This is a genomic window from Amycolatopsis sp. lyj-90 (assembly GCF_046549035.1).
In the GTDB taxonomy this organism is placed as follows: domain Bacteria; phylum Actinomycetota; class Actinomycetes; order Mycobacteriales; family Pseudonocardiaceae; genus Amycolatopsis.
In genome coordinates, this window is the sequence record NZ_JAJPWP010000007.1 from 67,871 (window position 1) to 91,386 (window position 23,516).

Annotated in this window: 19 protein-coding genes and 1 riboswitch; of the genes, 4 read left to right on the plus strand and 15 right to left on the minus strand. The window is 69.3% G+C overall.

What is annotated here, in order from left to right:
• The first annotated feature begins 72 nt into the window (after window positions 1-72).
• Window positions 73-1,881: a hypothetical protein gene (locus tag ACLJPX_RS26635; RefSeq protein WP_410602717.1), complete on the plus strand. Its 1,809-nt coding sequence runs from the start codon at window positions 73-75 to the stop codon at window positions 1,879-1,881.
• Window positions 1,882-1,954: 73 nt separating this feature from the next.
• On the opposite strand, the gene ACLJPX_RS26640 is transcribed toward ACLJPX_RS26635, so the two are convergent.
• Complete coding sequence (locus ACLJPX_RS26640) at window positions 1,955-3,283, minus strand: PLP-dependent aminotransferase family protein (protein ID WP_410602719.1); 1,329 nt, start codon at window positions 3,281-3,283, stop codon at window positions 1,955-1,957.
• Between the two features lie 141 nt (window positions 3,284-3,424).
• On the opposite strand from ACLJPX_RS26640, the gene ACLJPX_RS26645 reads away from it, so the two are divergent.
• Window positions 3,425-4,252 carry an ABC transporter ATP-binding protein gene (locus ACLJPX_RS26645; RefSeq protein WP_410602721.1) on the plus strand — a complete coding sequence of 276 codons (828 nt, stop codon included), beginning with the start codon at window positions 3,425-3,427 and terminating at the stop codon, window positions 4,250-4,252.
• A gap of 75 nt (window positions 4,253-4,327) precedes the next feature.
• The gene (locus tag ACLJPX_RS26650; RefSeq protein ID WP_410602723.1) at window positions 4,328-4,984 is read left to right on the plus strand and encodes an O-methyltransferase; all 657 of its coding nucleotides are present in this window, start codon (window positions 4,328-4,330) and stop codon (window positions 4,982-4,984) included.
• 351 nt (window positions 4,985-5,335) lie between these two features.
• Here the strand turns inward: ACLJPX_RS26650 and ACLJPX_RS26655 are convergent, their stop codons facing one another.
• From ACLJPX_RS26655 to ACLJPX_RS26715, 13 genes are all read right to left on the minus strand, one after another.
• On the minus strand, window positions 5,336-7,264 hold the full coding sequence (locus ACLJPX_RS26655) for a transglycosylase domain-containing protein (protein ID WP_410602725.1): 1,929 nt from the start codon (window positions 7,262-7,264) through the stop codon (window positions 5,336-5,338).
• A 78-nt stretch (window positions 7,265-7,342) separates the two neighbouring features.
• Window positions 7,343-8,065, minus strand: coding sequence for a FadR/GntR family transcriptional regulator (locus ACLJPX_RS26660; protein WP_410602727.1), 723 nt, complete (start codon window positions 8,063-8,065; stop codon window positions 7,343-7,345).
• Window positions 8,066-8,154: 89 nt separating this feature from the next.
• Entirely contained in the window at window positions 8,155-9,528 is a 1,374-nt protein-coding gene (locus ACLJPX_RS26665; RefSeq protein ID WP_410602729.1) for an L-serine ammonia-lyase, read from the minus strand.
• 16 nt (window positions 9,529-9,544) lie between these two features.
• Window positions 9,545-10,546 carry a lipoyl synthase gene (lipA, locus tag ACLJPX_RS26670; protein ID WP_101609770.1) on the minus strand — a complete coding sequence of 334 codons (1,002 nt, stop codon included), beginning with the start codon at window positions 10,544-10,546 and terminating at the stop codon, window positions 9,545-9,547.
• On the minus strand, window positions 10,543-11,826 hold the full coding sequence (gene glyA / locus ACLJPX_RS26675) for a serine hydroxymethyltransferase (protein WP_101609771.1): 1,284 nt from the start codon (window positions 11,824-11,826) through the stop codon (window positions 10,543-10,545). The genes lipA and glyA overlap by 4 nt, the downstream gene beginning before the upstream one ends.
• Before the next feature lie 3 nt (window positions 11,827-11,829).
• A complete protein-coding gene (gene gcvH / locus ACLJPX_RS26680; RefSeq protein WP_101609772.1) occupies window positions 11,830-12,207 on the minus strand; it encodes a glycine cleavage system protein GcvH in 378 nt (125 codons plus the stop codon).
• Window positions 12,208-12,224: 17 nt separating this feature from the next.
• Window positions 12,225-13,316 carry a glycine cleavage system aminomethyltransferase GcvT gene (gene gcvT / locus ACLJPX_RS26685; RefSeq protein ID WP_410602732.1) on the minus strand — a complete coding sequence of 364 codons (1,092 nt, stop codon included), beginning with the start codon at window positions 13,314-13,316 and terminating at the stop codon, window positions 12,225-12,227.
• 8 nt (window positions 13,317-13,324) lie between these two features.
• On the minus strand, window positions 13,325-16,156 hold the full coding sequence (gene gcvP, locus ACLJPX_RS26690) for an aminomethyl-transferring glycine dehydrogenase (RefSeq protein ID WP_410602734.1): 2,832 nt from the start codon (window positions 16,154-16,156) through the stop codon (window positions 13,325-13,327).
• A 43-nt stretch (window positions 16,157-16,199) separates the two neighbouring features.
• A riboswitch (glycine riboswitch) is annotated at window positions 16,200-16,304 on the minus strand.
• Window positions 16,305-16,518: 214 nt separating this feature from the next.
• Window positions 16,519-16,893 carry a hypothetical protein gene (locus ACLJPX_RS26695; RefSeq protein WP_410602736.1) on the minus strand — a complete coding sequence of 125 codons (375 nt, stop codon included), beginning with the start codon at window positions 16,891-16,893 and terminating at the stop codon, window positions 16,519-16,521.
• 249 nt (window positions 16,894-17,142) lie between these two features.
• The gene (locus ACLJPX_RS26700; RefSeq protein WP_410602738.1) at window positions 17,143-17,910 is read right to left on the minus strand and encodes a 3-oxoacyl-ACP reductase; all 768 of its coding nucleotides are present in this window, start codon (window positions 17,908-17,910) and stop codon (window positions 17,143-17,145) included.
• The gene (locus ACLJPX_RS26705) at window positions 17,910-19,274 is read right to left on the minus strand and encodes an aldehyde dehydrogenase family protein (protein ID WP_410602740.1); all 1,365 of its coding nucleotides are present in this window, start codon (window positions 19,272-19,274) and stop codon (window positions 17,910-17,912) included. The genes ACLJPX_RS26700 and ACLJPX_RS26705 overlap by 1 nt, the downstream gene beginning before the upstream one ends.
• Window positions 19,271-19,984 carry a gamma-glutamyl-gamma-aminobutyrate hydrolase family protein gene (locus ACLJPX_RS26710; RefSeq protein ID WP_410602742.1) on the minus strand — a complete coding sequence of 238 codons (714 nt, stop codon included), beginning with the start codon at window positions 19,982-19,984 and terminating at the stop codon, window positions 19,271-19,273. The genes ACLJPX_RS26705 and ACLJPX_RS26710 overlap by 4 nt, the downstream gene beginning before the upstream one ends.
• Entirely contained in the window at window positions 19,965-21,329 is a 1,365-nt protein-coding gene (locus tag ACLJPX_RS26715) for a glutamine synthetase family protein (RefSeq protein ID WP_410602744.1), read from the minus strand. Before ACLJPX_RS26715 ends, ACLJPX_RS26710 begins: the two co-directional genes overlap by 20 nt.
• A 227-nt stretch (window positions 21,330-21,556) precedes the next feature.
• On the opposite strand from ACLJPX_RS26715, the gene ACLJPX_RS26720 reads away from it, so the two are divergent.
• Window positions 21,557-22,081 (plus strand): general stress protein, encoded by a 525-nt coding sequence (locus ACLJPX_RS26720; protein WP_101609779.1) that lies wholly within the window; start codon window positions 21,557-21,559, stop codon window positions 22,079-22,081.
• A 67-nt stretch (window positions 22,082-22,148) separates the two neighbouring features.
• Here the strand turns inward: ACLJPX_RS26720 and aspS are convergent, their stop codons facing one another.
• Window positions 22,149-23,402, minus strand: coding sequence for an aspartate--tRNA(Asn) ligase (aspS, locus tag ACLJPX_RS26725; RefSeq protein WP_410602746.1), 1,254 nt, complete (start codon window positions 23,400-23,402; stop codon window positions 22,149-22,151).
• Window positions 23,403-23,516 lie beyond the last annotated feature (114 nt).

Genomic DNA, 23,516 nt, shown 5'->3' on the forward strand with positions numbered 1-23,516 from the left:
GCTACCATCGGTTTCCGATACGCCGGGGTCGGCGGGCACGGGCCGAGGTAGGGACGAGCGGGAAGGGGCAGTGTGGACGTCGCCAGTCCCCCGCTGTCGACCGGACCGGACACCGCGGTGGTACGTCCGTCCAGGACGGTGCTGCGGATTTCCCTGCACGTGACGTGGGTCCTCGTGCTCGCCGTCGTCACCGAACTCCGGGTGGGGCGCTTCGGTTTCCACCCGTCGGACCAGGGTTTCATCCTTGCCCAGGCGTGGCGGGTGCTGCACGGCGAGGTCCCGCACTCCGACATCATCTCCGCGCGCCCGCTGGGTTCGGCGTACCTGCACATCGTCGATTTCGTCCTGCCGGGCCCGCTGTTCTTCGTCTCGAGCGTGCTCAGCATGCTCGAGATCATCCTGGCGACCATCGCGTTCGCCGTCCTGGTGACCCGTCGCCGCGTCCGCGACTGGGGACCGGGGCTCACCGGGCTGACGGCGGCCGCGTCGCTGCTGAACCTCAACGCGTTCCCGCTGATGGCGTGGCACACGATCGACGGGATCTTCCTGACCGCCTGCGGCGCGTGGGCACTGGATTCCGGGTTGCGCAACGGGAAGGCGTGGCCGCGGCGGCTCGGCCTGGTCCTGCTGGGCACCGCGGTGTTCGTCAAGCAGAGTTTCGCGCCGGTGCCGCTGATCGCGCTGCTCTGGTTGCTGTTGCACCCCTCGCTGCGCGAGGGCGCGTTCCGCACCGGCCGCTGGTGGGCGCGCCTGGCCTGGGATCTCCTGGCGCTCGGCGCCTTTTTGGTCTCGTACATCGGAATCGTCACCCTCGACGGCGGGCTCGGGGCGATGGCCGAGCAGCTCACCGGCGGCGTCCCGGCGTACGGCGAACGGCTTCTCGGACTGTGGCTGGGAAATCCCGAGACCCTCCTGCGGCCACCGGTACGGGGCTTGACCTTCTTCGCGATCGCGGGCGTTCTTCTCGCCCTGCTCGGGATCTTTCGCGACCGCGCCGGATTCACCGGCGCGATCGTCGCGCGGCTGCTGGTACTGGCCGGGGTGGCGGTGGTGGTCGGCACCGTCGTCGATGGACACTTCACCGGCGCCTCGCGCTGGGCGGACGTCCTCTGGTGGATCCTCGGTGTCGCACTGCTGGTGAACTGGGCGGCGACGCGCCGGTTCCCGCGTATGGGCGCGCTGGTCTTCGCGACCGGCTTCATGACCAGCCTGTCCTGGGGGAACGACACCCCGACGCTGTTCACCGGAACACTGGCGCTGACGGCGATCTTGCTGCTGTCGGACGCGCTGCCGCCGCTGCCCGCGCCGTCCCGGCGGCTCGCGCTGGCGGGTGCCACGGCGATGGGCCTGGTCGCGGTGCTGGCGTCGGGCTGGGCCGTGATCGCGCACCACGACGAGGCCGCCTACCTCGACATGGCGCACGAGAAGCTGACCGGCGACCTCGGCACGGTGACGCCGTCGATGCGCGGGATCCGGACGAACCCGGGCACCTTCACCTACGTGTCCCAGATCCAGGACTGCGTCACGCGGTTCCCGGCGGGGCGCACGGCGGTGCTGCCCGACAACCCGTTCGCCTATCCCGCCTTCGGCCTGCGCAACCCGTTCCCGCTGGAATGGCCGCTGCCGCTGGAGATCGTCGCCGACGCTCCACAACGGATGCTCGCGACCGCCGACGAACTCAACCGCGACGGCGACTACCTGGTGCTGTTCCAGACCGTGGACATGCCGACGCTGACCCGGGGCGGGCCGGTGCCCGCCGAGGTCGCGGCGGACGCGCCGATCTTCGACTACCTGGGGATGGAGAACGCGCTGCGGTCGCGGCTCACCGGGCAGACCGTCACCTGTGGCAGCTTCATCGGCAAGTGGGCACCCCGCCCCTGATCTCCCGCGTTTCGTCCTCTAGTTGCGGTCCTTGCGTGTGCAACTACAGCAACTAGAGGACGAAACGCGGGGGTCAGTCGACGCCGGCGTCCTCCGGGCGGCCGGCGGCGAGTCCGGCGAGGACGTCCAAAGCGGCCGCGAGTGTCTCCAGCGGAGGCGAGGACACCGCGAGCCGGACCGCGTTCGGGGCGTGCCCGGGGACGATGGCGAACGCGGCGGCCGGGGTGACCGCGATCCCGCGTCGCGCCGCCGCGGCGACGAAGGTCTCGGCACGCCAGTGCTCGGGGAGCTCCCACCAGCAGTGATACGCCCGCGGATCCGCGCGCAGGGTGAACCCGGCCAGCCGGTCCGCCGTCAGCCGCTGGCGTTCCGCGGCGTCCAGGCGTTTGGCCCGTTCGACGGTTTCCAGCGTGCCGCCGGTGATCCACCGGGTGGCGGCTTCGAGCGCGAACCGGGGCGCGACCCAGCCGCCCGAGCGCACCGCCGCGGCCAGCCGCTCCGTCCATTCCGGTGGCACGGCGAGGAAACCGGTGGTCAGCCCGGGGGCGAGCCGTTTGGACATGCTGTCGGCGAACACCGTGCGTTCCGGCGCGTAGGTCCCGAACGGACGGACCTCGGGCCGGAGGAAGGTGTAGATCCCGTCCTCGATCACCGGGATGTCCAGCCGGCGCACGGTTTCCGCCAGCTCGGCGCGCCGCTGTTCGTCCATTGTGGACCCGAGCGGGTTGTGCAAGGTCGGCTGGACGTAGAGCGCGCGGACGGGCGCGGCGGCGTGCGCGGCCGTGAGCGCTTCGGGTACGAGACCCAGGTCGTCGGTCTCGACGGGCACCAGCTGGACACCGAGCCGTCCGGCGAGCGCCTTGACCACGGGATAGGTGATGGCCTCGACGGCGAGCCGTTCCCCCATCGGCACGAAGGAGGCGATGGCGGCAGCGATGGCCTCACGGCCACTTCCGGCGAAGAGGACTTCCGGCGTCCAGCCGTCTCTCGCGAGCAGCCCGGTGACGGCGTCACGCGCCTGCTTCGAGCCGGTGACGCTGCCCGGTCTCAGCGCCGCTGTCAGGACGTCGTCCCGCAGGAGCGGTTCCAGCGCCTTCCCGACCAGCGCGGATTGCTCCGGGAGGACGGCGAAGTTGAGTTCGAGGTCAACCGTCGCGCCGCCCGGTTCGGCGAGCGCGGTCTCCAGCGGCGGCCTCCCGGCGCGGACGAACGTGCCGCGGCCGACCTCGCCGACCACGACGCCCCTCCGCACGAGTTCGCCGTAGACCCTGGCGGCGGTCGAGTTGGCGATTCCCCGCTCACGGGCGAACCTCCGCTGCGGCGGAAGCCTGTCGCCAGGGCGGAGCCTGCCCGCTTCGACGTCGGCGGAGATCTCGTCCGCGACTATCCGGTAGTCCTCCATGCCTCACCCTCGATCGCACCGAGTCCGCTCGTGGGATTGCACTGCGGAATGCACTGCGGATGATGCCATCGAAGAGGGATGTGAGCCGACTGCGACCTACGGAACACCACAACGGCGGACTCCTAGGTTAGCCTAACCTGCGTGGAGACCGTGGAAACCCTCACCGAGCAGAGCACGACGTCCCGCCTGCACGCGGACGCGCTGACGCTCGCCTATGACGGCAGGACCGTGGCCGAAGACCTCGGGGTGGTCATCCCCGACCGGTCGTTCACCGTCATCGTCGGCCCGAACGCCTGTGGCAAGACGACCCTGCTGCGCGCGCTCGCGCGCATGCTCAAACCCCGCCAGGGGTCGGTGTTCCTCGACGGCCAGGTGATCAGCTCCTTCCCCGCCAAGGAAGTGGCGCGGCGGCTCGGCCTGCTGCCGCAGAGTTCGATCGCGCCCGACGGCATCACCGTCGCCGACCTCGTCGCGCGCGGCCGGTACCCGCACCAGCGTCTGCTGCGCCAGTGGTCCCGTGAGGACGCCACCGTGGTCGCGGAGTCCATGCGCGCCACCGGGGTCGACGACCTCGCCGAGCGGCTGGTCGACGAACTGTCCGGCGGACAGCGCCAGCGCGTGTGGATGGCGATGGCGCTCGCGCAGGAGACCGATCTCCTGCTGCTCGACGAGCCGACGACCTATCTCGACATCGCGCACCAGATGGACATTCTCGACCTGTGCGCGCAGTTGCACCAGGAACAGGGCCGGACGCTGGTCGCCGTGCTGCACGACCTCAACCACGCGGCCCGCTACGCGACGCACATGATCGCGATGCGGGACGGCGAGGTCCTGGCGACCGGAGCACCCGAGGACGTCGTGACCGCCGAGAACGTCGAGAAGATCTTCGAGTTGCCGTGCCGGGTCATGCCCTGCCCCGAAACCGGGACCCCGCTGGTGATCCCGAAGGCGGGCCGCCGCGCCGCCTGAGATGCGTCCCGATGGCTGCCCCGATGGACGCATCGCGGTCCGGATCACGACACTAGGTTGGCCTGGGGAGGTTCCATGACTCAGGAAATCTGGTCCAAAGTAGACGAGTACCTCATCGAGGCGCTCGTCCCGTCCGATCCGGCCCTCGAAGCGGCCCTTGCCGCCTCTGACGAGGCCGGGATGCCGGCCATCGCGGTGGCCCCGAACCAGGGCAAGCTGCTCCACCTGCTGGCCAGGATGATCGGTGCCCGCTCGATCCTCGAGATCGGCACACTCGGCGGCTACAGCACCATCTGGCTCGCCCGCGCCTTGCCGTCGGACGGACGTCTCGTGACGCTCGAGTTCTACCCGAAATTCGCCGACGTCGCGCGCAAGAACCTCGACGCCGCCGGCGTGGGCGAACTCGTCGACATCCGGCTCGGGGAGGCGCTGGATCTGCTGCCCGGTGTCGAGGGCCCGATCGACCTGACGTTCATCGACGCGGACCGGGTCAACAACCCGGCCTACTTCGAGGCGGCGCTGCGGCTGACCAGGCCGGGCGGGGTGATCGTGGTCGACAACGTCGTCCGCGCCGGGGCGGTGGCCGAAGCGTCGAGCACCGCCGACGAGATCGTGGGGCTCCGGCGGATGCACGAACTGATCGCCGCCGAACCGCGGGTCGACGCGACAGCGCTGCAGACGGTCGGCAAGAAGGGGTACGACGGGCTGACCGTCATCCTGGTGACTTCTTGAGCCTGCGGCCCTGGTCGTGAGTGGCGATTCGTGTTCTAACCCGAAACGCCACTTACGACCAACCCGACCCACTCGGTACCGGCGCCCTGGTCGCTTGAAGTACGTGATGGCCCCCTTCACTGCGCTAGACACAAGGAAGGGGGCCATCACGTACTTGGGAAGGAGTGAAGGTCGAGTTTCCTCGGCTGAGCCCAGAAAGGGAGCCTTCACGCGCGGCCACTGTGGCTGCTGGTGCGTGTGGAGCGAAAGCGGCGATCACGAAAGTAGTGAAGGCCCCCACCACTACCTTCAAGGTAGGCAAGGGGCCCTTCACGGCCCCTAACCCGAAACGCCACTCACGACCACCCCTCACTAACGCGGGCGGGCCGTCGCGGCGGGTACGGGCCACCGCACCGGCACGCCCTGGTGGACGCCGGTCATGAAGCGCTGCCAGATGTCGCCGGGGATCGTCTTGCCGGTCAGCTTCTCCCCGGCCGCGTCGCGCATCCGGCGCGGCTCGTCGGAGCCGACCCAGACCGCCGTCGCGAGCTGCGGTGTGTACCCGACCGCCCAGCCGGCGGCGTTGTCGTCGGTCTCGTTGTACTGGAGGTCCCCGGTCTTCAACGCCGCCGGACGGTCCTTCAGCCCGGTGGCGAGCACCTGGCTGACCGTGCCGGCGATCCGGCGGCTTAAGGCCTCGTCGTCCTTAAACGCGGGCGCCTTGTCGGAAGGCCGTTCCCAGACGATCTCGCCGTTCTCGTCCCGGATCTTCGACACCAGATGCGGGGTGGCGCGCATGCCGTCGGCGGCGAAGGTCGCGTAGGCCCCGGCCATGTCGCTCGGCCGCAACGGGTACCGGCCGACCGCGATCCCCGGTCCGATCAGGAACCCGTCCTTCTCGCGCAGGGTCACCTCGCCGTCGACGGCTTCGGGGATCCCTGCCGCACGGGCACCGTCGCGGACCGCTTCCGCGCCGAGTTTCTTCGCCAGCTCGACGAACGGTCCCCGAGCGCCCCGCGCGATCGCCTCGCGCAGCGTGCACTTCCCGCCCTCACCGCATGGGTCCTGGAATTTGAAGGTCTCGCCGAGGAAGTCGACCTGCCCTGGCGACTTCGTCGGGGCGTCGACGTCGATGCCCCGCTCGATGCCGGCGGCGAGCGTGAACGGCTGGAAGGCCGAGCCGGTGCCGTACGGGGTACTGGCGTAGTCGTGCACGCTCCAGCCGCCGCCGTTGTAGGCGCGGATGGCGCCGGTCCCGGGTTCGACGGCGACCAGCGAGGCCCGGAAGTGCTCAGGCTGGCCCTGTAGCCGCTCCTTGAGCACCTTCTCGGCTTCGGCCTGGGCGCGCGGGTCGATGGTCGTCTCGACCTTCATCGCACCGCCGCGGAGCCGGTCCAGTGGGTAGCCGATCTGCTCCAGCTCGGCGAGAACCCGCTGCTTGAGGTGGTACTTCTCGAAGGTGACGCGACCGGCGCGGGTCTCCGACGGCGCCTGGATCGCATCCTCCGGATAGGTCATCGCGACCGCTTCGGCCTGCCCGAGATAGCCCCGCGTGACCAGCTTGTTCACCACGTAGGACCAGCGCTTCATGGCGTGCTCGTGGGTGGAGGCGTACGGGTCGTGCACCGACGGCGACTGGATCATCCCGGCGAGGAAGGCCGCCTCGCTCCAGGTGATCGAGTCGTCGAGCTTGCGGCCGAAGTAGGCGTTCATCGCCGAGGCCGGGCCGTAGGTGCCCCGGCCGAAGGAGATGATGTTGATGTAGCTCTCGAAGATCTCTTTCTTGGTCTGCTGCTGGGTGATCTTCGTGGCGAGCACCAGTTCGGAGAACTTGCGGGTGAGGGTGGCGTCCTCGTTGCCGGTGGACTTCTTGATGTACTGCTGGGTGATCCCCGAGCCGCCGCCGACGCCGGTCACCAGCGCGCGGCCCAGACCGGTGAGGTCGAAGCCCTCGTTGTCCCAGAAGGTCGGGTCCTCGGTCGCGACGATCGCGTCGCGCAGCTTCGCGGGGATGGCGGCGTAGGGCACGAACAGGCGGTCGCCGCCGGGCGGGATCACCTTGAGCAGTTCGGAACCGTCCGTGTTCTGCAGGACGACGGTCTTGTCGAGGTCGGCGAGCACCTCCTCCGGGCTGCGGACGTCGAGCAGGACGTACGCGATCCCGAACGCGGCCACCGGGATGCCGATCAGGAGGCCGAGCGACCAGGCGGCGATCCGGCGCCACCTGCGTTTCTTCCCTTTCGGCTCGGGAGAGGCCGTGGTTTCCGACTCGGGTGCGGTTTCGTCATCCGGGTTTTCCACGCCAGGTAAGACGCCCGAACGAGTGAAAAGGTTGTGGGAAAATCACCTATTCGTGTCCTGAGCCCGCTCCGCGTTTCGTCAGGCGAGGAAGGCGCGAAGCAGCGAAGCGGTGCCTTCGACGTGCTCGGTCATCGCCCGGCGGGCGGCCTCGGAGTCGCCCGCGAGGATCGCGTCGACGATGGCCTCGTGCTGGGCGTTGGAGTGCTCCAGGTTCGGTTCGAGCAGCGGGATCATGTCGAGCAGCTGGTTGACCCGCATCCGCGCGTCGGCCATCGCCGTGGTCAGCGAGCCGGACGCGGTGACCTCGGCGATCGCCAGGTGCAACCGCGAATCTTTGCGCCGGTAGTCGCCGACGTCGGCCGCTGCGGCCTCGGCGAGCGTGCTGGTCAGGTGCTGCCGGTCGGCCGGGCTGAGCGAGCGCGCCGCCGCCATCTCGGCCGCGCCGGTCTCCAGGACGTGCCGGAGGCCGAGCGCGTCCTCCAGGGTGGCGTTGTCGACCTTCCGCCCGTCGGCGGCGGGCGGATCGGGCAGGACGTCGTTGACGAACGTGCCGCCGTAGCGACCGCGCCGCGATTCGACGTAGCCGGCGTCGGCCAGCGCGCGGATCGCTTCCCGCAGGGTCACCCGGCTGACGCCGAGCCGCTCGGCGAGCTCCCGCTCCGAAGGCAGCCGTTCTCCCGCGCCCACCACGCCCAGCCGGATCGCCTGGAGCAGCCTTTCGACGGTCTCCTCGAAGGCGTTGCCCGCGCGCACCGGGCGGAACAGCGCGTCACCCGCGTTCGCGACCGTGCTCGACTCCACCCTTCGAGTTTAGGCCGCCCGCAAGTCGTCCTCTTGCTGCGGTACTTGCGTGTGCAAGTACCGCACCAAGAGGACGAAACGCGGGAGTGTCAGCACTCGATGACGTTGACCGCGAGACCGCCGCGCGAGGTCTCCTTGTACTTCACGCTCATGTCGGCGCCGGTCTCGCGCATGGTCTTGATCGCCTTGTCCAGCGTCACGATGTGCGAGCCGTCGCCACGCATCGCCATCCGCGCGGCGTGGATCGCCTTCGACGCGCCGACGGCGTTGCGCTCGATGCACGGGATCTGCACCAGCCCGCCGACCGGGTCGCAGGTCAGCCCCAGGTGGTGTTCGACGCCGATCTCGGCGGCGTTCTCCACCTGCGCGGGCGAACCGCCGAGGACCTCGGTGAGCCCGGCCGCGGCCATCGCGCTGGCCGAACCGACCTCGCCCTGGCAACCGACCTCGGCACCCGAGATCGAGCCCGTCTGCTTGAGGATCGAGCCGATCGCGCCCGCGGTGAGCATGAACGTCACGATGCCGTCGTCCGACGAACCCCGGATGAACCGCTGGTAGTAGTGCAGCACCGCCGGGATGATCCCCGCCGCGCCGTTGGTCGGCGCGGTGACGACGCGGCCGCCCGCGGCGTTCTCCTCGTTGACCGCCAGCGCGTAGAGGCTCACCCAGTCCATGGCGTACAGCGGATCGCCGACACCGTCTTCGGCGAGCAGCTTCTCGTGCAACGCCCTCGCGCGGCGCGGGACCTTGAGCCCGCCGGGCAAGACGCCCTCGTGCTCACAGCCGTTGTGCACGCACTCCACCATGACCTGCCAGATCTCCAGCAGGCCCTCGCGGACCTCCTCGCGCGTACGCCACGAAAGTTCGTTGCGCAGCATGATCTCGCTGACCGGCAGCCCGGTGTCCTCGCAGTGCTTCAGCAGGTCCGCACCGGTACGGAACGGGAACTCCAGCTTCGTCGAGTCCTCGACGACGACGGTGTCGGTTTCGTAGGACTCGTCGCGGACGAACCCGCCGCCGACGGAGTAGTAGGTGCGCTCGCGCAGCACCTTCCCGTCGGCGTCGAACGCGCGGAAGATCATGCCGTTCGGGTGCGCCGGCAACGACTTCCGCCGGTGCATCGTCAGGTCGGTGTCCTCGGTGAACACGATCTCGTGCTCACCGCGCAACTTCAGCAGGCACGCTTCCCGGATCTCGGCGATCTTGCCGGACACCGTTTCGGTGTCGATCTCCTCCGGACGCTCCCCGGACAGCCCGAGCAGCACGGCCTTGTCGCTGCCGTGCCCGAACCCGGTCGCGCCCAGTGACCCGAACAGTTCGGACTGGATCCGCGTCGTGGCAGGCAGATCGCCGTCTTCGGCGAGACCGTCCACAAAGGTCAGTGCGGCCCTCATCGGGCCCACCGTGTGGGAGCTGGAGGGGCCGATCCCGATCGAAAACAGGTCGAAGACGCTGATCGCCATTGATCTGCCCTCCTTCCTATCTGGCCAGCAGTGAGCTGGCTTCTTGGGCCGCGGGCCCTTCGGCGGCAAGGTGGGCCAAGTTCTCCGACAGCGCTTCGCCGCGGTGGGCCTTCGTCTGCGCGAAAAGACGTCCTGCCCGATAAGACGAGCGTACGAGCGGCCCGGCCATCACGCCGGCGAAGCCCATCGCTTCGGCCGCCTTCGAATGCTCGACGAACTCCTCCGGCTTGACCCAGCGGTCCACCGGATGGTGCCGAGGCGAAGGACGCAGGTACTGGGTGATCGTCAGGATTTCGCAGCCCGCGTCGACCAGGTCCTTCATCGCCGGAGCCACCTCCTCCGGCGTCTCGCCCATGCCCAGGATCAGGTTCGACTTCGTCACCAGACCGGCCTCACGGGCCCGCGTGATGACTTCCAGCGACCGCGCGTACCGGAACCCGGGGCGGATCCGCTTGAAGATCCGCGGCACCGTCTCGACGTTGTGCGCCAAAACCTCCGGCCGCGAACCGAACACCTCGGCCAGCTGATCCGGATCCGCGTTGAAGTCCGGGATCAGCAGCTCGACACCGGTGCCCGGGTTCAGCGCGTGGATCTGGCGCACGGTCTCGGCGTACAACCACGCGCCGCCGTCTTCGAGATCGTCCCGCGCCACACCGGTCACCGTCGAGTAGCGCAGCCCCATGGCCTGCACCGACTCCGCCACCTTGCGCGGCTCGGTCGTGTCGAGCGCCTCGGGCTTCCCGGTGTCGATCTGGCAGAAGTCACAACGCCGCGTGCACTGGTCGCCACCGATCAGGAAGGTGGCCTCGCGGTCTTCCCAGCACTCGTAGATGTTGGGACAACCGGCCTCCTCGCACACGGTGTGGAGGCCTTCACGCTTGACCAGGCCCTTGAGCTCGGTGAACTCGGGGCCCATCCGCGCGCGGGTCTTGATCCACGGCGGCTTCTTCTCGATCGGCGTCTGCGCGTTGCGGACCTCGAGCCGGAGGAGCTTGCGACCTTCGGGTACAGCGCTCATCGGTTGAGGTCCGCGTACAGCGGGTGCTTCTTCGCCAGCAGTTCGACCCGGGCGGACAGCGACTGGCGCAGGGCCTCGTCGAAGTCCGGGCGCAGCGCCTCGGCGATGATGTCGCCGACCTCGGCGAAGTCCTCGGCGCCGAAGCCGCGGGTCGCCAGGGCGGGCGTGCCGATCCGCAGGCCCGAGGTGATCATCGGCGGGCGCGGGTCGAACGGGACGGCGTTGCGGTTGACCGTGATACCGACCGAGTGCAGCCGGTCTTCGGCCTGCTGACCGTCCAAAGTGGAGTTGACCAGATCGACGAGCACCAGGTGCACGTCGGTGCCGCCGGTCAGCACGCGGACGCCCGCTTCGGCGCAGTCCGTGCGCGAAAGGCGGTCGGCCAGGATCTTCGCGCCTTCGAGCACGCGCTGCTGGCGCTCGCGGAACTCCTCGCTCGCGGCGACCTTCAGCGCGACGGCCTTGGCGGCGATGACGTGCTCCAGCGGACCGCCCTGCTGGCCGGGGAACACCGCGGAGTTGATCTTCTTGGCGAGATCCTGGCGGCACAGGATGATGCCGCCGCGCGGGCCGCCGAGGGTCTTGTGCGTGGTCGTGGTGACGATGTCGGCGTAGGGCACCGGGCTCGGGTGCAGCCCGGCCGCGACGAGACCGGCGAAGTGCGCCATGTCGACCATGACCTTCGCGCCGACCTCGTCGGCGATGCGGCGGAACTCGGCGAAGTCGAGCTGACGCGGGTACGCCGACCAGCCGGCGATGATCAGCTTCGGCTTGTGCTCCTTGGCGAGGCGCTCGATCTCCTCGACGTCGACGATCCCGGTCTCTTTGTCGACGTGGTAGGCGACGACGTTGTAGAGCTTGCCGGAAAAGTTGATCTTCATCCCGTGGGTCAGGTGACCGCCGTGGGCGAGGTCGAGACCGAGGATGGTGTCGCCGGGGTTGAGCACGGCGACCATGGCGGCGGCGTTGGCCTGCGCGCCCGAGTGCGGCTGGACGTTGGCGTGCTCGGCGCCGAAGAGCGCCTTCGCGCGGTCGATCGCCAGCTGCTCGATGACGTCGACGTGCTCACAACCGCCGTAGTAGCGGCGGCCGGGGTAGCCCTCGGCGTACTTGTTGGTCAGCACCGAACCCTGCGCCTCGAGCACGCCCACCGGGGCGAAGTTCTCCGACGCGATCATTTCCAGGGTCGACTGCTGCCGGTCGAGTTCGGCGGCGACGGCCACGGCGACCTCGGGGTCCACCTCGGACAGGCTCGCGTTGAACACGGAAGCGTTGGTCATGGATCAGCTCTCCTGGGTGAGCACGGCGTAGGCCTGGGCGTCGAGCAGGGCGGGCACGTCGCCGGACAGACGCACCTTCAGGAGCCATCCTTCGGCGTACGGGTCCGAGTTGATCAGCTCGGGGGTGTCCGTTGTGGCCTCGTTCACCTCGACGACCTCGCCGTCCACGGGCGCGTACAGCTCGCTGACCGACTTGGTCGACTCGACCTCGCCGAACACCTCGCCCGCGGTGACGGTGTCGCCGACCGAGGGAAGCTGGACGAACACGATGTCACCGAGCGACTCGGCGGCGAAGGCGGTGATGCCCACGGTGGCGACGCCGTCGACGACGTTCAGCCACTCGTGTTCCTTCGTGTACTTCAGGTCCTGGGGGATGCTCATGGTCGTTCAAGGGCCTTTCAGGCGCGGGAGTAGAAGGGCAGGGCGACGACCTCGACGGGCTCGATGCGGCCCCGGATGTCGACGGAAAGCTCGGTGCCGGGCTCGGAGTGCTCCCGGTCCACGTAGGCCATGGCGATCGGGTAGCCCAGGGTCGGCGACAGGGCGCCGCTGGTGACCTCGCCGATCTCGGTCTCGCCCGCCAGGACGGAGTAGCCGTGACGCGGCGCGCGGCGGCCGGAACCCTTGAGGCCGACGCGAACCCGGGGAACGTCCTTCTTGGACAGCTCCTCCAGCGCGGCCTTGCCGACGAAGTCGCCCGGCTTCTCGAACTTGACGACGCGGCCGAGGCCGGCCTCGAACGGGCTCAGCTGGAGGCTGAGTTCGTTGCCGTACAACGGCATTCCGGCTTCGAGACGCAGCGTGTCGCGGCAGGCGAGACCGGCCGGGAGCAGACCGTGCGGCTCGCCCGCCTCGGTGAGGATGCGCCAGACGGCGGGAGCCTCACCGGCCGGGACGTACAGCTCGAAGCCGTCTTCGCCGGTGTACCCGGTGCGGGCGAGCAGGACGTCGTGACCCTTCACGACGGCCGGGACGCTCGCGTAGTACTTGAGCGCGCCGAGGTCGGCGTCGGTGACCGCGCCGAGGATCTCGACGGCCTTCGGGCCCTGGACTGCGATCAGCGCGACGTCTTCGGACTTGTCGTCGACGACGGCGTCGAAGCCGGAGACCCGGGCGGCCAGCGCCTCCGCGACCACGGCGGCGTTGCCCGCGTTGGCCACGACCAGGAACTTCTCGTCTTCGAGGCGGTAGACGACCAGGTCGTCGAGCACGCCGCCGGTCTCGTCGCAGATCATCGTGTAGCGCGCCCGGCCCGGCTTGACGCCGGACAGGTTGCCGACCAGCGCGAAGTCGAGGACGTCGGCGGCCTGCGGGCCGGTCACCTCGATCTCGGCCATGTGGGACAGGTCGAACAGGCCCGCGGTCTCGCGGACCGCCTTGTGCTCAGCCAGTTCGCTGCTGTAGCGGATCGGCATCGACCAGCCCGCGAAGTCGGTGAACAGCGCACCCAGTCCTTTGTGGACTCCGTGCAGGGACGTCTCTTTCGACATCAAGTGCCTCAGTTCTCGTAGGCGTTGAGCGGCGGGCAGGAGCAGACGAGGTTACGGTCCCCGCGCGCACCGTCGATGCGGCGCACCGGGGGCCAGTACTTGGCCTTGCGGTTCACTCCGGCGGGGTACACCGCCAGTTCGCGGTCGTAGGGCAGGTCCCAGTCGCCGACCAGGGTCTCGGCGGTGTGCGGGGCGTTGCGCAGCGGGCTGTTGTCCGCGGCCCACCGGCCCTGGGCGACGGCGTCGATCTCGCCGCGGATGGCGATCATCGCCTCGATGAAGCGATCGATCTCGCCGAGGTCCTCGGATTCGGTCGGCTCGACCATCAGCGTGCCCGCGACCGGGAACGACATGGTCGGGGCGTGGAAGCCGTAGTCGATCAGGCGCTTCGCGACGTCGTCGACGCTGACGCCGGTCTCCTTGGTGAGGCCGCGCAGGTCGAGGATGCACTCGTGGGCGACCAGGTCGTCCTGGCCGGTGTAGAGCACCGGGTAGTGCTGGTTGAGGCGCTTGGCCACGTAGTTCGCGGCGAGGACGGCGACCTGCGTCGCGGCGGTGAGCCCGCCCGCGCCCATCATGCGGACGTACGCCCACGAGATCGGCAGGATCGACGCGGAACCATAAGGAGCGGCGCTGATCGGGCCGACGCCGGTCGAGGGACCGGCCTTCTCCAGCAGCGGGTGGTTCGGCAGGTACGGCGCGAGGTGCGCGCGCACCGCGACCGGGCCGACGCCGGGGCCGCCGCCACCGTGCGGGATGCAGAAGGTCTTGTGCAGGTTCAGGTGCGAGACGTCGCCGCCGAACTCGCCCGGCTTCGCCAGGCCCAGCAGGGCGTTGAGGTTCGCGCCGTCGACGTAGACCTGGCCGCCCGCGTCGTGGACGATCTTGGCCAGCTCGTCGATGCCGTTCTCGTACACACCGTGCGTGGACGGGTACGTGACCATGATCGCGGACAGCGTGTCGCGGTTGGCCTCGACCTTGGCGCGCAGGTCTTCGAGGTCGACGTTGCCCTCGTCGGTGCACTTGACCACGACGACGCGCATCCCGGCCATGACGGCGGAAGCGGCGTTCGTGCCGTGCGCGGACGACGGGATCAGGCAGACCTCGCGCTCGGCCTGGCCGTTCGCGTGGTGGTACGCGCGGATCGCGAGCAGACCGGCGAGCTCGCCCTGGCTGCCAGCGTTCGGCTGCAGCGACACCTTGTCGTAGCCGGTGACCTCGGCGAGCCAGGTCGACAGCTGCTCGACCAGCACGTGGTAGCCCTCGGCCTGGTCGGCGGGGGCGAACGGGTGGATGCCCGCGAACTCGCGCCAGCTGATCGGCTCCATCTCGGTGGTGGCGTTGAGCTTCATCGTGCAGGAGCCGAGCGGGATCATGCCGCGGTCGAGCGCGTAGTCCAGGTCGGACAGGCTGCGCAGGTAGCGCAGCATCGCGGTCTCGGAGCGGTGCGAGTGGAAGACCTCGTGGGTGAGGTACTCGCTTTCGCGGCCGAGTCCGGTGGGCAGCGCGCGGGCGTCGTCTGCGGCGGTGTCGACACCGAAGGCGTTGAGCACCTTGGCGATGATCGCGGGCGTGGTGACCTCGTCGACGGCGATGCGGACGTGGTCGGCGTCGACCGGGCCGAGGTTGATCCCGTTCTCGCGCGCGACGGCGACGACCGCTTCGGCCTGGCCGGGCATGCGGGCGAGGACGGTGTCGAAGAAGCCCTCGTGGACGACCTCGACGCCACCGGCGCGCAGTGCTCCGGCCAGCCCTGCGGCGAGCTCGTGGACGCGGGTCGCGATGCGCTTGAGGCCGTCGGGGCCGTGGTAGACCGCGTACATCGCGGCGAGCACGGCGGGCAGGACCTGCGCGGTACAGATGTTGGAGGTGGCCTTCTCGCGGCGGATGTGCTGCTCACGGGTCTGCAGCGCGAGGCGGTACGCGGGGTTGCCGTCGGCGTCGACCGAGACACCGACCAGGCGGCCCGGCAGCGAGCGCTCGAGCCCGGTGCGGACGGCCATGTACCCGGCGTGCGGGCCGCCGTAGCCGAGCGGGACACCGAAACGCTGGGTGGATCCGGCGGCGATGTCGGCGCCGAACTCACCCGGCGCGGTGATCAGCGTGAGGGCGAGGAGGTCGGCGGCGACGGTGTACAGCGCGCCGGCGGCCTTCGCGGTCTCGGAGATGGCGGAGTAGAAGCCCGCGCCGCGCAGCACGCCGGAGGCGCCCGGGTACTGCACGACGACGCCGAAGAACTCCTCCGGCAGGCCGGTGAGCAGGTCGCGGACCTCGACCTCGACGCCCATGGCCTCGGCGCGGGTGCGGACGACGGCGATGGTCTGCGGCAGGCACTCGGCGTCGAGGACGACCTTGTTCGACTTCGCCTTCGACGCGCGGCGCATCAGCATGACGGCCTCGGCGACGGCGGTGGACTCGTCGAGCAGGGAGGCGTTCGCGGTGGCGAGACCGGCCAGCTCGGAGACCATGGTCTGGAAGTTGAGGAGGGCTTCGAGACGGCCCTGCGAGATCTCCGGCTGGTAGGGCGTGTACGCCGTGTACCAGGCCGGGTTCTCCAGCACGTTGCGGCGGATGACCGCCGGGGTGACCGTGTCGTGGAAGCCGAGGCCGATCATCTGCGTCATCGGCTTGTTGAGCGCGGCGAGCGCGCGAAGTTCGGCGATGGCGTCCTCTTCGGACGCGGCGGGGGGAAGCTCGAGGTCACGGGTGACCCGGATCGCGGACGGCACCGCGGCCTGTACCAGGGCATCGAGGCTGCCGTAGCCGACCTCGGCGAGCATCTTGGCCTGCTCGGACTCCGAGGGGCCGATGTGCCGGTCGTCGAAGGACGTACTGGTCAAGGGAGCTCCTTCAATCAGGCGCCGGATAGACCGGTGCGCTGGGAACTCCCCCTCTGTCATGGCACCTGAGAGTTTCACCGTCCGTGAAGAGGACGGCTTTCACCTTGGGTGAGGCGCACTTGCGCGCCTGCTTTCCAGAGTGGCCTCGCGGAAGCGGTAGTGGGTACCTGAGAGATTCCGGGGAGTTTGCTCCTTCGGTGCCCCACCACGTTCGTGGGGGCTCTCCCGCTCCAGCTCAACGGCCCGATCTGCAGTTGTGCGCACACCGTACCTGGCGTGTTCGGCGCGCGTCTACTTCTGGCCGGGCACGTCACTTCTCCCGTTCGCCCGGACACCCGACGTGCCCGGGCCGTCGGGCCTGGCTAGGCGTTCTCCATCATCATTTCGGCGGTGATGGTGCCGCAGAGCTCGGCGCAGCGCGTCATCATGTCCGCGGCCTCGGCGAGTTCGGCGTCGCCGGTCTTGGCGCACTCCTCGGCGCACATGCGCATCATCTGGGAGGCGAGGCCGCACATCTTCGCGCACATGCGCATCATCTCGAGGTCGGCGATCATGGCCGAACAGCGCATCATCATGTCGGCACTCATGCGGGACATGTCCGCGCAGGTCACCATCATCATCCCGAGCTTGGCGCCGCCGATCTCCATGCAGCGCGTCATCATCTCCTCGCACCTGACGTGGCACTCGTTGCACAGGTCGATGCAGTCGCGCATGGCGGTGCTCATCTGCCGGGTCATCCTGGGGGCCTCCGCGCTTCTCGGATCGCGGAACCGGGTGGCTCCGCGTCCCAGAACTACCGCGCAGGCCAGAGGGCCGCCATCCCAGCCACCGGGACGAGTGACGCCGGGTCGGGCGGGCGGTGAAGGGGCCCTTCACCGCATGGCACGTGGGGAAAGCGCCCTTCACCGCGTGCCATGCGGGGAAAGCGTCCTTCAGCTCCCGGGACCGGGGCCAGGCATGCCGCAAGTAGTCGACTACTTGCGCCCTTACAGCGGGGTGACGTAGGCCCCCGAGATCCCGCCGTCCACCAGGAACTGCGACGCCGTGATGAACGAGGCGTCGTCGCTCGCCAGGAAGGCGACCGCGCCCGCGATCTCCTCCGGTTCCGCGAACCGCCCGACCGGCACGTGCACCAGCCGCCGCGCGGCCCGCTCGGGGTCCTTCGCGAACAGTTCCTTCAGCAGCGGCGTGTTCACCGGACCCGGGCACAGCGCGTTGACCCGGATGTTCTCCCGCGCGAACTGCACGCCCAGTTCCCGGCTCATCGCCAGCACCCCGCCCTTGGACGCGGTGTAGGAGATCTGCGACGTCGCCGCGCCCATCACCGCGACGAACGACGCGGTGTTGATGATCGAGCCCTTCCCCTGCCGCCGCATGTGGGGCAGCACCGCCTTGCAGCACAGGTACACCGAGGTCAGGTTGACCTTCTGCACCTTCTCCCACGCGTCGATGCCCGTGGTGAGGATCGAGTCGTCCTCGGGCGGGGAGATGCCGGCGTTGTTGAACGCGACGTCGACCGAGCCGAAGGTGTCCACAGTGGTCTGGAACAGGGCCTCGACCTGCTCGGCGTCGGTGACGTCGGCCTGCACGAACAGGCCGCCGACCTCGTCTGCCGCGGCCTTGCCCGCCTCGGCGGAGATGTCGCCGATGACGACCTTCGCGCCCTCGCTCGCCAGCCGCCGCGCGGTGGCGAGGCCGATGCCGCTGCTGCCGCCGGTGATGACCGCGACGCGGCCTTCGAAACGCTGAACCATCATTCCTCCGTGCTGATGAATACGTTTTTGGTCTCGGTGAAGGCATCGACAGCGTCCGGGCCGAGCTCGCGGCCGAGCCCGGACTGCTTGAACCCGCCGAACGGCGTCCAGTACCGGACGGACGAGTGCGAGTTCACCGAAAGGTTCCCGGCTTCGACGCCGCGCGCGACGCGGAAGGCGCGGCCGACGTCGCGGGTCCAGATCGAGCCGGACAGGCCGTACTCCGTGTCGTTGGCCATGGTCACCGCGTCCGCCTCCCCGTCGAACGGGACGACCGCGACGACCGGGCCGAAGATCTCGTCCGAGGCCAGCGGATGCCGCAGGTCCGGCGGGGTGACGACGGTCGGCGGGAACCAGTTGCCCGGCCCCAGCGGCGCGCTTCCCCGGAACGCCACCGGCGCGGCGTCGTCCACATAGGACGACACCTTCGCGTGGTGCCCAGCCGAGATCAGCGGGCCCATCTCGGTCACCTCCAGGCGGGGATCGCCGACGACGACACCCTTCACCGCGGGTTCCAGCAGCTCCATGAACCGGTCGTACACGCTCGCCTGCACCAGGATCAGCGACCGCGCGCAGCAGTCCTGCCCGGCGTTGTCGAACACCCCGTACGGCGCGGTGGCCGCGGCCTTCTCCAGATCCGAGTCGGCGAAGACGACGTTCGCGTTCTTGCCGCCGAGTTCCAGCGTCACCCGCTTCACCCGCGCGGCGCAGCCCGCCATGATCTGCTTGCCGACCTCGGTCGAGCCGGTGAAGACGATCTTGCGCACCGCCGGATGGTCCACGAACCGCTGGCCCACCACGGATCCCTTGCCGGGAAGCACCTGGAAGACGTCCGCGGGGATCCCGGCCTCCCTGGCCAGCTCACCGAGGCGGATCGCGGTCAGCGGGGTGAGTTCGGCCGGCTTGAGCACGACGGTGTTCCCGGCGGCGAGCGCGGGCGCGAAGCCCCAGCCCGCGATGGGCATCGGGAAGTTCCACGGCACGATCACCCCGACCACGCCGAGCGGCTCGTGGAACGTCATGTTCACCCCGCCGGGCACCGGGATCTGCTTGCCGATCAACCGTTCGGGCGACGCCGAGTAGTACGTCAGCACGTCGCGGACGTTGCCCGCCTCCCAGCGCGCGTTGCCGATGGTGTGACCCGCGTTGGCGACTTCCAGCTGGGCGAGGTTCTCGATGTCGGCGTCGACGGCGTCGGCGAACCGGCGCAGCAGCCGCGCCCGGTCGCCGGGGGCCACCGCGCGCCAGGCGGGGAACGCCGCCTGCGCGCGGGCGATCGCCGCGTCGGTCTCCTCGGCCGAGGTCAGCGCGACCGACCGCACCACCTCTTCCGTGGCGGGGTTGATCACCTCGAACGTGGTCATGCGCGCTCCTTCGCAGCTGTCACGAGTGCCTCGAAAAGCCTTGTGTCGTCGAGATTCTGTTCTGGATGCCATTGGACACCGAGTACGAAACCGTCGCCGGGCAGTTCCGCCGCCTCGATGGTCCCGTCGGCGGCCCAGCCGACCGGGACCAGCCCGTCGCCGAGCTTGTCGATGGCCTGGTGGTGATAACACGGCACCTTGGTCTCGATGCCGAGGATCGACGCGGCCCGGCTGCCCTCGGCCAGGGTCACGGTAGTGGTGCCGAAGGTCGCCGGCGCGGGCTGGTGATCCTTGGTGTCCAAAGTGTCCGGAAGGTGCTGGGCGAGTGTCCCGCCCAGCGCGACGCTGAGCACCTGCAACCCGCGGCACACGCCCAGCACCGGTTTTCCACTGTCCAAAGCGGACCTCAGCAGCCCGAACTCGAACGCGTCCCGGTTCGGCCTCGTGTACGTCGTCGCGTGCTGCTCCTGGCCGTAGCGCGCCGGTTCGATGTCGGCGCCGCCGACCAGCACGAGACCGTCCACGGCGGACACCAGCCTCTCGTGCGCCTCGCTCACCGGCGGCAGGAGGACCGGGATCCCGCCCGCCGCGACGATGCCGTCCACGTACACGCGGTGCAGCAAAGCCGCTTCGGTCTCCCACACCAGGAACTTCGCGGGCTCCAGATAGCAGGTGAGCCCGATCAAGGGTTCAGAGACGTTCGAAGCCACGGATCCTCTCCCAGTCGGTGACAGCGGCGTCGTACGCGGTGAGTTCGACCTTCGCCGCGTTCAGGTAGTGGTCGACGACCTCGTCCCCGAACGCGGTCCTGGCGAGCTCACTCTGCTCGAGCAGCGCGGCGGCCTCCCGCAACGTCGTGGGCACGGTCGGCTTGTCGGAACCGTAGGCGTTGCCCTGGAACTCGGGCTCCAGCTCGAGTTCGTTCTCGATGCCGTGCAACCCGGCCGCGATCAGCGCGGACACCGCGAGATACGGGTTCACGTCGCCGCCGGGCACCCGGTTCTCGGTGCGGAGCGACTCCCCGTGCCCGACGACGCGGAGCGCGCACGTGCGGTTGTCGGTGCCCCACGCGACCGCGGTCGGCGCGAAGCTGCCGGGGACGAACCGCTTGTAGGAGTTGATGTTCGGCGCGAGGAAGTAGGTCAGCTCACGCAGTCCGGCGAGCTGCCCGGCGAGGAAGTGCTCCATCAGCGGCGAGAACCCGCCGGGCCCGTCGCCCGCCAGGACGGCCTCGCCCGCGGTGGAGCGCAGGCTGATGTGGATGTGGCAGGAGTTGCCCTCTCGTTCGTTGTACTTCGCCATGAACGTGAGGCTCTTGCCCTCCTGCGCGGCGATCTCCTTGGACCCGGTCTTGTAGATGCTGTGGTTGTCGCAGGTGGCCAGCGCCTCGGCGTAGCGGAACGCGATCTCGTGCTGGCCGGGGTTGCACTCGCCCTTGGCCGACTCGACGTACAGCCCCGCGCCGCCCATGTCGTTGCGGATCCGGCGCAGCAGCGGTTCGATCCGCGAGGTGCCGAGCATCGAGTAGTCGACGTTGTACTGGTTGGCCGGGCGGAGGTCCTGGTACCGCTTGTCCCAGGCCGACTCGAAGGTGTCGTCGAAGACGATGAACTCCAGCTCGGTGCCGACGTGGGCACTGAGACCGAGCGCGGCCAGCCGGTCGAGTTGCTTGCGCAGGACTTGCCGCGGCGACGGGGCCACGGCGCCGCCTTGCACCCGTTCGAGGTCGGCGAGGACGAGCGCGGTGCCCTCCTGCCACGGGAGCAGGCGGAGCGTGTCGAAGTCCGGTCGCATGACGAAGTCGCCGTAGCCGGTCTCCCAGGAAGACATCGCGTAGCCGTCGACGGTGTTCATGTCGACGTCGACGGCGAGCAGGTAGTTGCACGCCTCGGTGGCGTGCTCGACGACCTCGTTGAGGAAGTATTCGGCGGCGCAGCGTTTGCCCTGCAGCCTGCCCTGCATGTCGGTGATGGCCACCAGCACCGTGTCGACGGTGCCGTCCTCGACGAGTTCCCGGAGCCGATCCAGTGTGAGCATGCCGCGCCTGTTCGCCATCAGCCTCACCTAAAGGTTCGAAGCGGTACCTTTGCGGCTTCTTCCTACCGGGTCAGCCGGACCCGGTCAACTCGACCAATGGTCTGATCGGTTACCCATTGCGGACTGTAGTTGATCCCTGGGCGGATTGTCTGTGATGCCCGGCTGAGAAGATGCTGTGAATCCCGCCGGACGGGAGGAGATCCGTACCTCCGGAACGTTGTACGGATCAAGAGAGGTGAGAAGGAATGACACAGGCATTCACGCAGCAGACCACGTTCACCGAGCCCCAGGGGCGGGCTCAGCTTCCGACGCTGCCCAGCGGGTGGCCGATCGGCTCCTACGAGTCGTACTCCGATGCGCAGCGTGCGGTCGACCACCTCGCGGGAACGGACTTCCCGATCACGGACGTGACCATCGTCGGTGTCGAACCAATCCTGGTCGAGCGGATCGCCGGGCGGATGGGCTGGAGCAAGGTGCTGACCAGCTCGGCGCTGTCCGGCGCGATGTTCGGTGTGTTCCTCGGCCTCGTGCTGAGCCTGCTGAACCCGGGCGCCGGACTGGTGCCGATCCTCGTCGGCCTCGTCGGCGGTATCGGGTTCAACCTGCTGTTCGGCGCGCTGGGGTACGCGGCTTCGAAGAACAAGCGCGGTTTCATCTCGCAGAGCCAGCTGGTCGCCCGGCGCTATGACGTCCTGGCCCAGCCGCGCAACGCCGAGAAGGGCCGCGCCCTGCTGGCCGACCTGGCCGCCAGGAGCGCGTTCATCCACTGAGCCTGATGTGTCATGAAAGGGGCTTTCAGGACGGATTTCGTCCTGAAAGCCCCTTTCATGACCTCCACTACGGGGTCAGGCGGTGCAAGTCCCGCGGGAACAGCGTCGCCTGACGCACGTTGGGCAGCCCGAGCACCCGGGCCGTCCAGCGTTCGAGACCGAGCGCGAACCCTCCGTGCGGCGGCATCCCGTGCGCGAAGACGGACAGGTAGTCGCGATACGGCTCGGCGGACTCACCCCGCGCCGCCAGCGCGGCGAGGTAGTCGGCGTGCCGGTGCAGCCGCTGGCCACCGGTCACCAGTTCCAGCCCGCGGAAGAGCAGGTCGAAACTGTTCGAGTACTCCGGCCGTTCCGGGTCCGGATGCGTGTAGAACGGCCGCTTCGCCATCGGATATCCCGTGACGAACAGGAATTCCGACCCGTGTTGGCGCAGCGCCCAGTCCGAAAGCAGCCGTTCGTGCGCGGGCGCGAGGTCCGGCTCGCCCCGCGGGTCTTCACCGGACAGCCGCGCGATCAGCGCTTGAGCGTCCGCGAAATGGATCTCCGGGATCTCCCCGGGCACCACGACACCGGTCTCCGGGACGGCGGCGGCCATCCCCGCGACCACCTCCCGCAGCACGGCCATCACGTCGTGGTGGCCGTCGATGAAACCGAGTTCGGCGTCCAGGCTGGTGTACTGCGCGAGATGCCGCGCGGTGTCGTGCGGTTCGGCGCGGAAGACCGGCCCGACCTCGTAGACCCGCTCGAACACCCCGACCAGCGCTTGTTTGTAGAACTGCGGCGATTGCGCGAGGAACGCCCGCTGACCGAAGTAGTCGATGCCGAAGACGCATCCGCCGGATTCGGTCGCCGACGAGACGATCTTGGGCGTCTGGGTTTCGGTGAACCCGAGACCGTCGAGCGCGGACCGGAAGCCGGCGACGCTCGCCGCCGCGATCGTGAACGCCTCCTTCAGCCGCGGATGCCGCAACGCGACGGCGGCGTTGTCCAGCATCGTGGGCAACGTGGCCCGCGGCGACGGCCGGTAGAGGTCGAACGGGGGCGGCTCGGCCGGTTCGGACAGCAGCCCGATCGCCGGCTCGGTCAGTTCCAGGCCGCCGGGAGCCTGGGGATTGGCCGTGACGAGGCCTTCGACCTCGACCACGGTCTCCTCCGGCGGGCCGCCGGGTTCGGCGAGGACCACCTGGGCGAGTCCGGAGCGGTCCCGGATCACCAGGAAGGTGACGGATTTCAGGCGGCGCCGGCGGTGCACCCAGCCGGCGATGCGGACACGGCCGCCGACGTGCCGGGGCAGGTCGGCGACGAGGACACGCGAGATCATCACAACTCCTGTACGGATTGCGCGACCCCTTGGGAGTGCGGGCGAGAAGGGAACTCGCGGTACCACCGCACTTTCGCCGCCGCCCTGGACGAGCGGCGGCCTCGAAGGCCCGAT